8 protein-coding genes, 3 tRNA genes and 3 pseudogenes are annotated in these 15,836 nt (G+C 46.1%); 10 read left to right on the top strand and 4 right to left on the bottom strand.

Features of this window, described 5'->3' with window-relative positions; translation table 11 throughout:
* Positions 1 to 64 precede the first annotated feature (64 nt).
* Positions 65 to 138 (top strand) — tRNA-Cys (locus TZ48_RS18900).
* A 143-nt stretch (positions 139 to 281) separates the two neighbouring features.
* Here the strand turns inward: TZ48_RS18900 and TZ48_RS18895 are convergent.
* Positions 282 to 1,732 (bottom strand): annotated as a pseudogene (locus TZ48_RS18895) (cryptochrome/deoxyribodipyrimidine photo-lyase family protein).
* 175 nt (positions 1,733 to 1,907) lie between these two features.
* On the opposite strand from TZ48_RS18895, the gene TZ48_RS18890 reads away from it, so the two are divergent.
* The 7 genes and pseudogenes from TZ48_RS18890 (at position 1,908) to pulA (ending at position 9,651) form a co-directional block, all read left to right on the top strand.
* On the top strand, positions 1,908 to 2,153 hold the full coding sequence (locus tag TZ48_RS18890; RefSeq protein ID WP_112480270.1) for a nitrite reductase: 246 nt from the start codon (positions 1,908 to 1,910) through the stop codon (positions 2,151 to 2,153).
* Between the two features lie 204 nt (positions 2,154 to 2,357).
* A tRNA-Leu gene (locus TZ48_RS18885) sits at positions 2,358 to 2,443 on the top strand.
* A 115-nt stretch (positions 2,444 to 2,558) separates the two neighbouring features.
* Positions 2,559 to 2,632 (top strand) — tRNA-Cys (locus TZ48_RS18880).
* A 286-nt stretch (positions 2,633 to 2,918) separates the two neighbouring features.
* A complete protein-coding gene (locus TZ48_RS18875) occupies positions 2,919 to 3,104 on the top strand; it encodes a hypothetical protein (protein ID WP_112480269.1) in 186 nt (61 codons plus the stop codon).
* A gap of 17 nt (positions 3,105 to 3,121) precedes the next feature.
* Positions 3,122 to 3,346, top strand: coding sequence for a hypothetical protein (locus tag TZ48_RS18870; RefSeq protein ID WP_112480268.1), 225 nt, complete (start codon positions 3,122 to 3,124; stop codon positions 3,344 to 3,346).
* Positions 3,347 to 3,426: 80 nt separating this feature from the next.
* Positions 3,427 to 5,226, top strand: a complete 1,800-nt coding sequence (locus TZ48_RS18865) for a DUF7507 domain-containing protein (RefSeq protein ID WP_112480267.1) — start codon at positions 3,427 to 3,429, stop codon at positions 5,224 to 5,226.
* A gap of 415 nt (positions 5,227 to 5,641) precedes the next feature.
* Positions 5,642 to 9,651 (top strand): annotated as a pseudogene (pulA, locus tag TZ48_RS18860) (pullulanase-type alpha-1,6-glucosidase).
* An 83-nt stretch (positions 9,652 to 9,734) separates the two neighbouring features.
* Here the strand turns inward: pulA and TZ48_RS18855 are convergent.
* Positions 9,735 to 10,055, bottom strand: a complete 321-nt coding sequence (locus TZ48_RS18855) for a heavy metal-binding domain-containing protein (protein WP_112462795.1) — start codon at positions 10,053 to 10,055, stop codon at positions 9,735 to 9,737.
* Between the two features lie 156 nt (positions 10,056 to 10,211).
* Entirely contained in the window at positions 10,212 to 11,024 is an 813-nt protein-coding gene (locus tag TZ48_RS18850; protein ID WP_112480266.1) for a phosphate ABC transporter substrate-binding protein, read from the bottom strand.
* A gap of 178 nt (positions 11,025 to 11,202) precedes the next feature.
* Between TZ48_RS18850 and TZ48_RS18845 the strand changes: the two genes are divergently transcribed.
* Complete coding sequence (locus TZ48_RS18845) at positions 11,203 to 11,550, top strand: DUF3024 domain-containing protein (RefSeq protein ID WP_112480265.1); 348 nt, start codon at positions 11,203 to 11,205, stop codon at positions 11,548 to 11,550.
* 73 nt (positions 11,551 to 11,623) lie between these two features.
* Here the strand turns inward: TZ48_RS18845 and rnb are convergent.
* Positions 11,624 to 13,632: pseudogene (gene rnb, locus TZ48_RS18840) on the bottom strand (exoribonuclease II).
* 433 nt (positions 13,633 to 14,065) lie between these two features.
* On the opposite strand from rnb, the gene TZ48_RS18835 reads away from it, so the two are divergent.
* A complete protein-coding gene (locus TZ48_RS18835; protein ID WP_239670970.1) occupies positions 14,066 to 15,835 on the top strand; it encodes a DEAD/DEAH box helicase in 1,770 nt (589 codons plus the stop codon).
* The last annotated feature ends 1 nt before the right edge of the window (position 15,836 follow it).

Below are 15,836 nucleotides of genomic sequence, written 5' to 3'. Positions count from 1 at the left end.
TCTCATATCCGTAAAGTATGCCTCGAACACGGCGAGATAGCTTCTCTAACGTGTTGAAAAGAAAGGCGCCTTGGCAGAGTGGCTATGCAGCGGATTGCAAATCCGTGGACCTCGGTTCGACTCCGGGAGGCGCCTCCATCATTTAGAAACCTCGACTTGTGTCGGGGTTTCGTCGTTTATGGGGGTTCGAATTTCCATTGACCTCATACCCTTACTTTTATTGCCACAGAAGTTTTGGTTGGCAATACGGCAGCGCTAACCTCAAATGCTTGTTTTGAAAGCTACTCGGGTCGAACATGCCGAGCAAGAATTCGCTGTGCCTCTAACTTGACGTCTGCCCGCCGTTTAAAGCTCCATAACCTGTCTCGCGCAGCCTTCCCCGATTCTTCGATATTGATGATGGGTGATAAGTAGGGGCTGGTTTCGTTAAGTTGATACATTTTTGCCTCAAGTAGCGTGAGTTTCCAAGGTTCAAACAGTAATGGCGTAGGTACAGCTGAAAGTTCAGGTATCCATTGATGAATAAAGTGTCCGTTTGGATCGTGTTCGATGGCTTGCTTGGTTGGATTATAGATACGAATGGTATTGGTACCAGTAACACCAGCCTGCATTTGAAATTGGGGATAGTGTATGCCGGGTTCAAAATCAAGAAACAAGCGCGCAAGATGCTTGACGCCATACTGCCAATCGATGTCAAGGTGGTGGGTTAAAAAGCTCACCAACATTGCTCTCATGCGAAAGTTGATGTAGCCGGTGGCCTGCAAACAACGCATACAGGCATCAATGAGCGGATACCCGGTGTAGCCCGTTTTCCATGCCTTCAACTTATTTGCGTCATTCGCATAAGGCAGGTTCAGATATGCTCTATTTACCGGTCGAAACTCCATGTCAGCTTCGGATTCAAACTTTTGGATGAAGTGACAGTGCCAATGAAGACGAGATGAGAGTGCTGCTAGGCTGCGCCTAAAGCCTTTCACGTTCCAGTGTGCCAATAGCGCTTGATAGACCTCGCGCAGAGAGATATTGCCCCAAGCAAGGTAGGGTGATAAACGCGTGCATGCACTGCGGCTTTCAAGTGGTTTTGATATTTGAAAATAGTACTGCCGACCACGGTCTTGAAAGAAGCTCTCTAAGGTTTGCCAAGCAAGCGTTGAACCGCCGGTTTGAATGCCTTTCATCTTTGTTCGCCACGAAGCAGGTATTTCATCGTAGTTTTGGAACACGTCTTTTGTCTCAACAAAACAGCCCATGCTGAGATCGGTATCAACGATGGGGCACGCATTATCTTGCTCCAGTGTTTATCCCAGTCGTATCGATCACTTGCGCCACGTATGACTGCGCCAATAGGGCTTTCATGCCAAGTGACATTTTGTCGGAGAAACCATTGCTTGAGTTGTCGATCCCGCTGGAAGGTGATGTTCAAACCGATCTCTTGATGGGAATAGACGCTATGTATTCCAAAAGCCTGATGAATTTGGTGAAAAGCATCCTGTGCAGACATCGACAGAATCACTAGTCGAGTGTCGAATGCAGTTAGTGTTTGATTTATATCCGTGAGCGACTGCCATACAAAGCGCCAGTGTCGCTCATCATAGTGCTCATCAGCCAGTAGTTGTGGTTCAAAGAGGTAGAGCAAGAGAGTCGGTCGTCCGCTGGTGAGCGCAGCATGCAGCGGTGAATGATCGGTCAGTCTCAGATCACGCTTAAACCAAACTACATTTATGTTTCCCATAACCTCTCCTTCTGTACTTTCAGTGGTACGCAGGTGTCAGGATTTAGTTCAATGGCATGCAAAGAGTGGGAGTTGAGACTCGGCACACGTTAGTGGCCCTTAAAAGTGTGCATTTATTGCAATTCATAGAGTGGCTACTTAGTCTTGGTTGGATAAGTTATGCATGGAGATGATTATGACGGACGTTCTGGTGGTACTGATTATTTTTGGCGCTATTTTTGGGCGGGGCATGATCCGGGCTTTTGCTGCGCATAGGGAAAAGATGCGAGTCATCGAGTTAGACAATGCAAATTCGCAAGCAGAGCGAGCGAATAGTGAGCTATTGGAGAAAGTAGAGCGGCTATCAGAGCGAGTTGAGGTACTAGAAAAGATCGTCACAGATGAAAAGTATCAACTTGATCGCAAGATTGCTAACTTGTAGTTTGCTGTATTTATCGGCGAATTGTTCGTGCTTCATACCGCAAAGTTCGCTATTTAATCACTTGATTCATAAAGTGAAAAATACCTATTGACGGAAAATCTCAATCCGTTAAAGTACACCTCGTTCTCACGGGGAAGCCCCTGAGAAACAAAATTAAAAGATGGTGTTTACTTAGACTAAACGGCATCACAAAGAAATTTGTGTGCCTGGTGGTGGAATTGGTAGACACAAGGGATTTAAAATCCCTCGACGTTCGCGTTGTGCCGGTTCAAGTCCGGCCCGGGGCACCATCATTTATGAGATTTAGCATCCAGCTCGGAGTGCCGGCCGATATGTCGGACCATCAATTCCGGCCCGGGGCACCATCTCTACAAAGCTGAGTACCTACTTAGCACACAAAATAAAGGCGCCTTGGCAGAGTGGCTATGCAGCGGATTGCAAATCCGTGGACCTCGGTTCGACTCCGGGAGGCGCCTCCATTCTATTTTGAACTCTACTTCAATATTTTCCTTTCAGAGCGCTACACTGTTTTGGTTTAACAAGCACGTTTACACTTTGTAAGGGCAAAAGACTTCAACAATTTCCTGTAGTTAACCTAGCTAACGACACCAGTGCTTTACACTCTGTATCAAGTTCAACCTCTCCCCAATAATAATTCCTTTTAAATTAGCAAGTTAACCGTTGGCATAAACTATGCTCACTGGCTTCTGACTCTCAAAGCGCACTTAGCAGTATGCGTATTCTTTTGCTCAGAAGGACAGAACGATGAACAACAGTCTATTGCAGCACCTGCCTCGGCAAGGGGTAGTTATCGCACTTGGTATGTTTTTATATGCCAGTCCATCTCACACTCAAGCCGCAGGTTGGGACTTTGGCGATGATTATGAGCGCCGATGTATGGCGGATGCTATCTTCTCAAGCCTGGAAACTCCTTACCGCAAAACCAACTGAACTGTACCGCCAACGACGTGGAAATCACCAATGTTGTGCCTGTTGGGATCAGTGAATGTACACCTGGGCAAGTCGTCAGCTTTGATGCCGATGTGGCCATCCGAACCAATGCTAAAGAGCGTTACGACACCACCTTTTATCTTCCACTAACGCCGGAATCGCCACAGGTTGTTCAGGGGGAGCAGAGAACTGTAGTCTTATATTACCCAAACCAGGAGACAGCGGAGCTGACCAAGATGTAAATATTGATGGCGACCAATGTGGGGATATCATCAAAACGAATACTGGAGACCAGTATGTATTAGTCAATGAGCGTATCAACATGCTCTGTGTTGATAATGATGAAGACGGCCGCGCCGACTTCTCCTACTGTGCCGCATGGGACAATATTGAAAGGAACAACTGTACAGTAGAAGATGCTAATTTCTCCTCTGGTCAGATCCCAAACACTAAGTCGAAATGTAATTGTGACACCTTTAACATTGATTTATTTATAAGACCGAACCCGCCAGCTATTAACAAACAACTGGTATCAGCAAGCAGTGTTTCGGAGCCTGGTGGTAAATTCGACTATACGGTGAGTTTCACTAACCCAAGTACCGCTTCTTCCTTGTTTGTTACTTCCCTAATTGACGAAGTCTCTGTCGTTCCAGTGAGTAGTGCACCAGCAGATTACTCGGTTAATCTACTCTTGCCGCCAGTCTCAACACCAACGCAATCTGATTCAGATGGCGTTTACCTTGTAGCGAATACATGTCATACACAACCCACGGAAGTTGTCCCTTCAGCAACGTTTAGCTGTGCGTTCTCTGTATACATCAAAGACATTGACCTTGATAACACCACTAAAACAGAGGTCTATCGGGATGTGGTTAATGTTGGTTTAGCGGATAAGAACAATGAACCCGTAGGAGATGGTTCGACATGTCCGACATGGCTAAGTTCAGGCAACGGCAGTAACTGCAGTGCTCCTATTGATGTGACCATTACTAACGTCATGCCTAGTGTTAGCATCCTTAAAGAGGGTAATGTAGCGGCGGTAACAGAGCCGGGTGGCCAAGTGACTTATACCGTGACTGTGACGAATACGTCGGCGTATTTTGACTCTCCAGTTTCTATTGATGTCCTTAGTGATAATTTGTTTGATGTTACGAGTGGAAAGGGCACCTGTACCACCGGAGGGACACTCAATGTGGGTGAGCAAGCAGTGTGTACCTATACAAAAAACATCACGGGCAACTTTGGCGATGAAGCCATTATAAACACCGCTAGCGTCACGATTTCCGACAATGAGGGTGATACAGCAAGTGGCAGTAACTCACATGCCGTTGCGATACTCGATGTTCCTTCCAGTATCTCGCTCACTAAACAGGCGACACCAAATTCAGTACCGGAAACTGGAGACGATCCATCCGTTGTTCGAGCCGTTGATTATACCTTTACCATTAGTGTAAACAGCTCTGGGGTCGACACAGTGACATTTAGTTCACTCTTGGATGATAAGTTTGGTGAACTGGCTGATGAATGTTTGGTTGGCGGAGTTACCAAGTTGAGCGAGTATGTCGCTAATCCGGGTGATGTATTCTCTTGTGTTATCTCTCGTAACTTACAAGGTAACGCTGGAGACAGCCACATTAATAAAGCGGATGTGAAAGGGGTCGATGCCGATGGTCAAAATGTGATGGCCGTTGCCACAGAAACCGTTAACTTCACCGACCTTCCACCAACGATTGATCTAGCCTTTGCACCTCGTATAGTTGTGGTATTGCAGATTAAAAATACTAGTATTGAGGATGTTCAATTAGCGGGGCTAACCTTGTTTGATCAAAATGTACTTGAAGCCGATTTGGTCGATGATGGCTTTACGTTCCGAAATGTAGGTGGTGTTTACAACGAAGTTGCTTACCCGGCATGTCAGTTGAATCAAACCATCCAATATGCTGGCTCGGGAAGTGATACTTATCTATGTGCCTTTGTCATTGACTTTGTAGCCGGTCTAGATGATGTGTCAGCAGTAAACTTTGATGCAAACGCTGGTAATGCTGTGGTTGCAACCGTTAAAGATGAGCAGGGTAACATGGTGAGTGGTAATGTGACTGTTCAGCTCGTTACTCAGGAATAGTGAGTATCGGAATAGCGACAATAGAAACCTTCCAATAGTCAGTAGTAGCTGCTGTTGGAAGGTTTATTTTAGTCAAACGCCAATTAGTGATTGTTATTTTTTATAGTGAATTAAGTATGGGTCAAACATTGATCCACCTATCTCATTGCAGCTGATTTCTACGCCTTTTGTTCTCCACCCCCTTAACTACGCCTGAGACTGGTCGGGCGGAATGTTGTGCGCTTGGTTGCGTTTTGTTGGTTTTTTTTTGCACTATGTGTGAAATGACTCCAACGAGATGGTTATTTTATCCATTTCAATAACTTTAATTACACTTTTCACAGTTTGTGCATGGCCGCTTTTCTTACGATAGAGGCAGGTGAAGTCTTTGATGTGTAAGACGACTCTTTTCCCTCTATAACAAAAGGTTTAGAAAGTGGACAATAAAAAACTAAACATGACAGTGGTTGCAAAAACCCTAATACCGTTGCTCTCCGCAGCGGTTCTAGCGGGCTGTAACTCTAGTAGCAGCGATTCAGGCACGGATGCAGGCGGTAATACGGGTAATATCGAAGGCCTTTATAGCGCGGCTGAAAACGAAGTTGTTATTTATTACAAGCGTGATGTAGCAGCGCAGTCTGGTGGCTCTTACGATGGCTGGGGCTTGCACCTTTGGAATGGTGAAGGTTGTACGAGTACCGACCTTGAAGCGATGGGAATTGGCGATACAGGTACAGGATGGGATGCTCCGTTTCCTCACACTGGTATTAGCGACACTTATGGCGCGTACTACGTTCTAAAAGTAAACCCTGATGCCTCTGACCCGCATGAATGTATGAACTTCATTCTACACAAAGGCGATGAGAAAGCATTCGGTGGTAACAACCAAAAAGTAGAGCTTCGTAACCTTCAAAACAGCAAAAGCAAAGGTATTTTTGGTTTCCACGGTAGCAGCAAACTTTACTATGCTCCAATTGAAGAGCGCCCAGTGGTCATTGATGGACGCTCTGCACACTGGATTGATGCAGACACGATCGCTTGGGAAGCAGCGGGAAGTGCGAGCAAAGTTGCTTTGTACTACAGCAATACAGGCGGTATCGAACTTGATGAAGATAAAAATATCTCCGGTGGCGAAAAGCTAGAACTCTCCATTGGCGGTGATCTGAGTGACGATCAGAAGAAACGCTTCAAACATCTTGAAAGCTTAAAAACGGCTACCAATAACTTCACAGCTGAAGAGATCCACAACTTACTTAAAGGCCAAGTGGTAATCGTTGCCTACAACAGCAACGATGAAATCATGGCAGCGACTGAGATTCAGTCCGCGGGTGCACTGGATGCTATCTACGCTTCGGAAGAAGCGGGTAATGCAATGTCAGAGACACTCGGTGCGATTGTAGAGGGTAGCTCAGCAACATTTAAACTTTGGGCTCCAACGGCACAAAAAGTTGCACTTGAAATCTATAACGAAGAAAAAGTACTCGAGCAAACCATTGATATGGACGAGAACACTGACAATGGTGTTTGGTCTAGTGACCCGGTTTCTGGCGCTGTAGGCAAATTCTATCGTTACCACGTAACGGTTTACCACCCAACAACGGGTAAAGTTGAAGAGCGACTAGTTACAGACCCTTACTCACTGAGTGTTTCAGCTAACTCTCGCTACTCACATGTTGTAGACCTAAGTGATCCAGCCCTAGCACCAGCGAACTGGGGTGATGAGTTTGAAAGTCCAACGAACAACGATATCGACCACGTACTATATGAATCTCACATCCGTGACTTCAGCTTTAGTGATGTAAGTGGCACGGCGGCCAATAATGGTAAGTACCTAGCGTTCACAGAAGCAGAGCGTGAGTCTGTGAAACACCTTCAGGCACTTAAAGATGCCGGTATGACAACGCTACACGTACTTCCTGCATTTGATATTGCAACGGTAGACGAAGTCAATCGTGTCGACATTACTGATACCGTTGGTGACCTTTGTGATGCGAAATCTGACGCGGCAATTTGCGCGACTGGTAACATGGGTGACACCATTGAGTCGGTACTAGAAGGGTATGATAGTTCAACAGGTGATGCTCAAGCTCTGATGAATGACCTTCGCATGCTCGATAGCTTCAACTGGGGTTACGATCCGTTCCACTACACAGTACCAGAAGGCAGCTACGCGAGTGATGCTGACGGTTCGGCTCGTATTAAAGAGTTCCGTGAAATGGTTCAGGCTACTCACGACATGGGTCTTAAGTTCGTAATGGACGTTGTATACAACCATACCAATGCGTCTGGTGTGAATGATAAGTCAGTGCTTGATAAGATCGTCCCAGGATACTACCACCGCCTAAACATCAACACGGGTGATGTTGAAATGTCGACGTGCTGTGACAACACAGCAACAGAAAACCTTATGATGGGTAAACTGATGATCGACTCGCTAAAAGTCTGGGCTCAAGACTACAAAGTCGACGGCTTCCGCTTTGACCTAATGGGTCACCAACCAAAAGCGTTGATGGAAGAGGCTTTATACGTAATAAGAAATGAGGTCGATAAAGACACTATCTTCTACGGAGAAGGTTGGGACTTTGGTGAAGTAGCAAACCACGCTCGTTTTGAACAAGCGACACAGCTGGCGATGGCAGGCACAGGCATCGGTACCTTCTCAGATCGTCTACGTGACGCTGTTCGTGGTGGCAGCCCGTTCGATGGTGGCGTAGATAAAGATGGTCGTCGTTCCCTTAAGTACAACCAAGCTTTGGTAATGCCGCTTATGTGAACGAAGAGGTTATCGAAGGCGATGAAACCACTAAAGCCATGCTCCATAACCAAGATTTGGTTCGCTTGGGCATGGCCGGTAACTTGGCTTCATACGTGCTACTTGATTCAGATGGCAATACTAAGCTAGGGAAAAACGTTGACTATAACGGTGCACCTGCAGGTTACACTGAGTATCCTTCAGAAAATATCTCGTATGTATCTAAGCATGACAACCAAACGTTATGGGACAACAACGCTTATAAGATTGCAGAAGGCACGAGTTCTGCAGATCGCGCACGTATGCAAACGGTCTCACTTTCTACAGTGATGATGGGTCAAGGTATTCCTTTCATACACATGGGGTCAGAACTGTTGCGCTCGAAATCGATGCAACGTGATTCTTATGACTCAGGCGACTGGTTCAACCGTGTTCGTTTTGATGGCTCAAACAATAACTGGAATGTTGGTCTGCCACGCGAGGACAAGGACGGTGCTAACTGGACGCTGATCAAGGAGATCATCGCAGACACTTCAGCAATGCCTGATAAAACTGATATCGAATTAACTAAGCAGCAGTTCCTAGAGCTTCTTACAATTCGTAGCAGCAGCGATCTGTTCCGCTTAACAACTGCTGCGGAGGTTAAAAACCGTGTCGACTTCCGCAATGTTGGCCAAGATCAGATCCAGGGTTTGATCGTGATGTCGATTGACGATGGTAAGAAGGCTGGCTCAGATCTTGATAAAGACATTGATGCGATTGTTGTAGTCGTGAACTCGACGGCAGATCAACAAGACTTCGTCATTGAAGGGACTGAAGGTTTTGTTCTACATGAGGTTCAACAGAACTCAGCTGACATCACTGTGCAAGGTGCCGCGTTTGCAAACAGCACATTCTCTGTGCCTGCTCTAACGACAGCTGTTTTCGTACTTCCACAAGACGGTGCTCAGGGTGAAGGTCTTCCTGTCGATCTTTCAAATAAGGATGTGTCTTCTATTCCACCTTATGGTGAAACAGAGGTGTTTGTTAAAGGCTCAATGAATAGTTGGTCTGATAACGATGATTGGAAAATGACATTCATTGGCAATGGTGTGTACCAGGTATCTTCTTTGCTAGATGCTGGATCTTACCAGTTCAAGTTCGCTGACACATCATGGTCTGCTCCAGACATTGGTTGTGGAAAAGCTGATGTTGCATCGAGTTCAATGACACTTGGAGAGGAAGGTGGTAACTGTACTATTGAAATTGAAGAACAAGGTAAGTACAGCTTTACTCTGGATGCAAGTCATGAACAGAGCAGCGATGTAGAGAAGGCGGTTGTGTCAGTCACTAAGGTCGCAGACCAAGCTCCATTTGGTGATACCTCGTTGTATCTTCGAGGAACTATCACGACTTGGGACAATCCTTCTGAAAACTCCAATGCGAAGTTCACTTATTCTGGTAACAACATCTATACCCTGAATATTGACCTAGCAGCGGGAGATTTCAAAATGAAGATTGCCGACGCAACATGGTCTGAACCAAAAGCTAACCTTGGCGGTACAGGGGCTGTAGTAGTTGGTACGCCATTCACAATGGTAGCCGATCAAAATAGTGGCGATGTAGCAATTACATTACCTACGGCGGGTGAATATCGCTTTGAACTGGATGCGTCTAGCAAAGGTTCTCCGGTACTGACGGTTACAGCTCTTTAACTCTGTGACTTAACCAAAAACAAAGGCAGCGGGTAATTCTCGCTGCCTTTTTAGTGTTTTTTGATAAGAAATTATGGCGAGCGTTAGTCAACTACCACCGCAGTTCCACTAGCCGATACCATCAACATACCATTCCCTGTTCCCAACACTTCGTAATCCAAATCTACGCCAACAACCGCATTCGCCCCAATATCACTGGCTTTCTGCTCGAGTTCTTTCAATGCAATCTCACGAGCGCGTTGCAGTTCACGCTCATAAGTACCAGAGCGGCCACCGACGATGTCTCGCAGCCCCGCAAACATGTCTTTGAACACGTTCGCACCAAGTATGGCTTCACCAGCGATGACGCCTTTGTAGCTGACAATTCTTTTGCCTTCAACCGTTTGAGTCGTTGTTACTATCATTGAATGCTCCTGTGTGAGGACGTCTAAACAAGTGATTACACCTTAGCAGTAGTTCTAACATATCGAAAAGTGCTATCAATGAAATCAAAGGTTTTGTCACAATCTGATAAATAAAAAAGGAGAGCAATGCTCCCCTTAAATAGACAATGAAATCAATTATTTCACTGGCGTATAACCATACTCTTCGATCAATAGCTGACCTTCTTTTGAAAGGACGTAGTCAATGAATTTGTCCGCATCGTCTTCGATGTCGTCTTTCTTATGAAGCAGTAGGAATGGGCGAGCCAGTTTGTATTTACCCTCAGAGATGTTCTTGGTGTTAGCTTCCACACCCTCGAAGGCAATCGCTTTTACCGAGCGATCGACGGAACCTTCTGAGATAAAACCAATTGCGTGTGGGTTGTGGTTGACGATGGTTTTTACCATGCTATTGCTGTTAACAACTAAGTTGGTTGGGTTGATGTCTGACACAGTTCTGTCGTTAATGACGCGTGTTAGGCCAAGTAGGCTTTCAAAACTAGCGCGTGTGCCCGAAGAGGCTTCTCGAGTGACGACGGCAATTTTTTGATCAGGACCACCAATCTGTTTCCAGTTGGTGATGTTGCCTTTGTAGATATCAAACAGTTGCTCACGGCTGACGTTTTGCACAGGGTTAGCCAAGTTAACCACTACCGCTAAGCCGTCATAAGCAATTGGGAACACCTCAAGTGACTCGCTGTTTTCTTGAACCGTTAGATAGCGACTGCTCATGCCTATATCCGTGGCGCCTTTTTCTAACAAAGTGATGCCCGCGGTAGAGCCAATCCCTTGCACTGCCACGAATGTATCTGAGTTTTGGTTGTTGTATTGTTCTGCTAATACGTCCATCACACGAGCGACAGAGGTCGAACCGGATACGTTGACTTCTTCTGCTTGAGCATGAGCAATGCTGGTAATAGAGAGTAGGGTGGCTAGCGCGATGCGAAGCATAGATAACTCCAAATAAAGTAAGAATTTGCCACATCATATTTCGTTAGTGTGACACTTTTGTGAATTGGCTTTGTCGGCTTTGGTGTCAGCTCTCAAATGCATCTTTTTGACGTATGCAACGCTAACAAACTCCTCTAAAAGCAGTTATATTAAAAGTATCTAGTGAGAGGAAGGGTGTATGACGTTAATTCAAATGTCGCAGTGTCGCCTAGAGCGGTGCGCAGAAATTGTTTGTAGTAACCGAAATCGCAGTATGCCCGTGGAACTTGGCAAGTCTTTGTTCGAAATGCAGGAACACGGTGTGGTGTTCTCTAAAGCTCACTACCTACTCGATTCAAAATCTTCCAGTTACACCAGTGCGGTGGCCAAAGTTGAGCTCGATACGAAAGACAACCTGTGGTTGGTTTACGTGCCGGATGAGCAAGATGGTGATGCGTGGATCCCTTATCCGTTTCTGGGAAAGAGTTCTGATCTCACGGCTGTTATGCGTGAGATAGAGAAAGATCCGAAAGCGTATTTTTGGTGATCAATCGTGTTTGGCTATTCACGCAAACATAAAAAATGGGAGCCACTGGCTCCCATTTTTTATGTTTTAGCGATTACTTTGCTTCTTCAACGTTAGCTTCAGCTTCGGTTGGCGCTTCAGCAAACACTTCTACAGGCTTAGCAACAAGGCTACGCGTTTCTTGGTTAACGTCAGCTAATACAACCTTCAGCGTGTCACCTAGCGGTAAACCACCTCTTTGTCGATAGCGACTGTGCCGGTTTCGTTATTACTTTCGATGCGTTCTTTGTTTGCAACGATGAGCGGGTTTGGAATAAACACGCCAGCACCGTTTTCAAGAAGGCGAGCACGCATACCTGCACGGTTAATATCGAAGATTTCTGCAGTAAACTCAGTACCTGCTTTTGGTTCATTCTCTAGCGTACGAGCATACAACCAATCGCCAACGGTACGCTCAGCAATCTTATGATGCTTGCGGTGGATAGCGAGTTCTTCGCCCAGTTCGTCATCTGGCTTTTGTACTGGCTCATTGCCAAGAATAAGCGCCTTAAGGAGACGGTGGTTAACCATGTCGCCGTATTTACGAATAGGCGATGTCCATGTTGCGTAAACGTCTAGACCCATTGCGAAGTGAGCATCAGGCTGATTGCTGATTTCACTGTATGCTTGGTATTTGCGAATGCGGTTATCTAGGTAGCTAGATTCAAGCGAGCCTAGGTCACGGCGCAGTGCTGCAAAACCTTCCAGTGTTGACAGAGATTCTGCAGTGTATACAGCTTCTTCTTTGTCTTGGTTTACGAGCTCAACTACGTCTTTTAGCTTCTCAGCTTTAAAGCCAAGGTGGGTATTAAAGACACCGTAACCAAACGCTTTGCTTAACGCGCGGCCGGCACAGATGTTCGCAGTGATCATTGACTCTTCAACCAAGCGGTTCGCTGTACGACGCATGTCAGCATGGATTGCCACTACATCGTTATCTTCGCTAAGCTCAAAGCGATAATCTGGACGGTCTGGGAATACAACCGCGTGGGTTTCGCGCCAAGTTGCACGCGCTTGTGCAAATTCGCTTAGCTCACGTACTACGGTGGCAATCTCTTCAGAAGGCTGCCATTTGTCACTGCTGCCGTTTTCTAGCCAGTCAGACACATGATCATACGCCAGGCGAGCGTGTGATTTCATGTTGGCGGCGAAGAAGCGAATGTCATCACCAATCACGCCATCAGCATCAACGGTAACTTGGCAGCAAATTGCTGGACGTACTTCGTTTTCAATCAATGAACACAGATCGTCAGCTAAATCACGTGGCAACATTGGGATGTTGCGGCCTGGAAGATAGATAGTAAAGCCACGCTCGCGCGCTACTTTATCCATATTATCTTCTGGAGTGATGTAAGCGGTTGGGTCTGCGATAGCGATGGTCAGTTCAAACTGGCCGTTATCGTTTTTCTTAACATAGAGTGCATCGTCCATGTCTTTGGTTGATTCACCATCGATAGTGACAAACGGCATCTCAGTAAGATCAACGCGCTCAAGCGCTGCGTCATCTTTAATGTCCCACTGTTCAAGACCTTCTGGCTCGGTATTCGGCAAATCATTTTGAGCTAACGTTACCCACCATGGCGCGATCTTGTCGTCAGCGTCAGTAATTTTTTCTGTGATTTCTGCGAAGAAGCCGTTGTCGCCTTTAAGAGGGTGGCGGATTAACTGAGCAACAACCCAGTCACCTTCTTTTAAATCATCAGACTTAAGACCTTTGGTCGTTTTCGCCTTTAGCGTTAGCTTTTTAAGCTGTGGATGATCTGGCGTAACGTTCAGCTTGCCTTTAAATAGCTTAACGCGGCCAATAAAGCGCGTAACGGCTTGTTCAACTAGCTCTTGAGGCTCTGCTACTTCACGCTCTTTTTCCGTACGAATAATCGCAACGACTTTATCACCGTGCATACATTTCTTCATGTATGGAGGTGGGATAAAGAAGCTGTTCTTTGCGTCGACTTCGAGGAAACCAAAGCCTTTCTCAGTCGCTTTGATAGTGCCTTCCTTTTTAGGAAGGTTTTCTTGAATTTGCTGCTTAAGTTGAGCGAGTAACGGATTGTCTTGGAACATGTAGTGTCTGTAAACCTTTGCTTAAGAGAAGCGAATATTGCGCTGGATTCTATCATTGGAAAGGAATCGCGTCACATACAAGTTGCGGCAATTCGGCGATTCAATGGTGTAGAGGGTAGGTGAGATTGTATTGACGCAAACCCTAACGAGCCAAGTTTGTAGACTACAAATGTGTCAATTTGACTATGCTTTATACAGATTTTTGCTAGAGAGGAGAAAATTGTGATGTATTTCAATTTTTTCTGGCTTTTTTTGTGCTTTTAGGGAATAATCCGCCTCCTTGTTTACGTCCCTAGCGGCTTGATGCGATTTGTTACTTATCCGCATCTGAATGGAATCAGCTCTTAATCGATTGTTTTTAGAGACAATCTGGATCAGTTTGGAATTGGTAGAGCTCGTGGGACCTAGTTATTAATCTAAGAATGGGATCCCAATGACAGATTCTACTATCCAGTTTAGCGATTTAGCGCTGAACGACGCAATCCTTTCTGCTCTTGACGGAATGGGTTTTGTTTCTCCTACTCCTATCCAGGCTGCAGCTATTCCTCACCTTCTAGAAGGTAAAGACGCGCTAGGTAAAGCTCAAACCGGTACTGGTAAAACAGCGGCTTTCTCTCTTCCTCTACTTAACAAGCTAGACCTTGGTCAACGTAAGCCACAGGCTATCGTTCTTGCACCAACTCGCGAACTTGCGATTCAGGTTGCTGCTGAAGTTAAGAACCTTGGTAAAAACGTTGCTGGTCTTAAAGTTCTAGAGATCTACGGTGGTGCATCTATTGTTGACCAAATGCGCGCACTTAAATCTGGTGCTCACATCGTTGTTGGTACTCCAGGCCGTGTTCAAGACCTTATTAACCGTGACCGTCTACACCTAGACGAAGTACACACGTTTGTTCTTGATGAAGCAGATGAAATGCTAAACATGGGCTTTGTTGACGACGTAACAGAGATCATGGAGCACGCTCCAGAAACTGCACAGCGCGTACTATTCTCTGCAACGATGCCTCCTATGCTTAAGAAGATCGTTGATCGTTTCTTGCGTGAACCAGAGTACATCGACGTTGCTGGCAAAAACCACACTGTTGATAAAGTAGAGCAGCAATTCTGGGTTGTTAAAGGCGTAGAAAAAGACGAAGCAATGTCTCGTCTTCTAGAAACAGAAGAAACTGACGCGTCAATCGTATTCGTACGTACTCGTCAAGACACTGAGCGTCTTGCAGACTGGCTATCAGCGCGCGGCTTCAAAGCAGCAGCACTTCACGGTGACATTCCTCAGTCTCTACGTGAGCGCACTGTTGATCACATCAAACAAGGTGTTATCGACATCCTAGTTGCGACTGATGTTGTTGCACGTGGTCTAGACGTTCCACGTATTACACACGTATTTAACTACGACATCCCATTCGATGTTGAGTCTTACATCCACCGTATCGGCCGTACTGGTCGTGCTGGACGTAAAGGTAAAGCGATCCTTCTTGTTCGCACAAACCAAATCCGTATGCTTCGCACTATCGAGCGCGTAACTAAGTCTTCAATGGAAGAAATCCAACTTCCGCTACGTGACAAGGTTGCAGAAGCTCGTCTTGTTAAACTTGGTGAAGAACTTGCTCAAGAAACTGAGCACAAGTCACTAGACAAGTTCGCTGAGCTTGTTGAGAAGCTACAAGAAACTCTAGAGATTGACGCAGCAACGCTAGCGGCAATTCTTCTTAAGCGTCAACAGGGCAAACGTCCACTGTTCTACATTGGTGAAGACCCAATGATCGCTGCTATCGAGCGTGACAAGCAGCGTCGCAAAGAGCGCCGTGAAAACCGCGATCGCGACGGTGCTCGTGATGGTGGCCGTAACTTCAACACTCAAGACTGGGATACGTACCAACTACAAGTTGGTCGCGAGCAAGGCGTTCAAGTTAAAGACATCGTTGGCGCACTAGCAAACGAACTAGGCCTAACTAAAGGTTCTATCGGTGCTATCAAGCTAGACCGTGAATCCACTTACGTTCAGCTTCCAAAAGCAATGACTTCAGACGTTGCTGGTAAGCTACAGAAACTACGTATCCGCCAAAAAGAAGCGGGTGCGGTAGTGGTTGATTTCAACGACTTCCGTGAGCCTCGTGGTCGTCGTGACGGCGGTCGTCGCGATGGTGGCGGCTACCGTGGTAACCGCGATGGTGGTGGCTACCGTGGCAACCGTGACGGTTAAC

Origin of the sequence: Vibrio variabilis (genome assembly GCF_003263785.1) — a bacterium.
GTDB lineage: Bacteria > Pseudomonadota > Gammaproteobacteria > Enterobacterales > Vibrionaceae > Vibrio > Vibrio variabilis.
The sequence above is the reverse complement of the archived record's forward strand: the minus strand, read 5'-3'. Positions and strand labels throughout refer to the sequence as shown.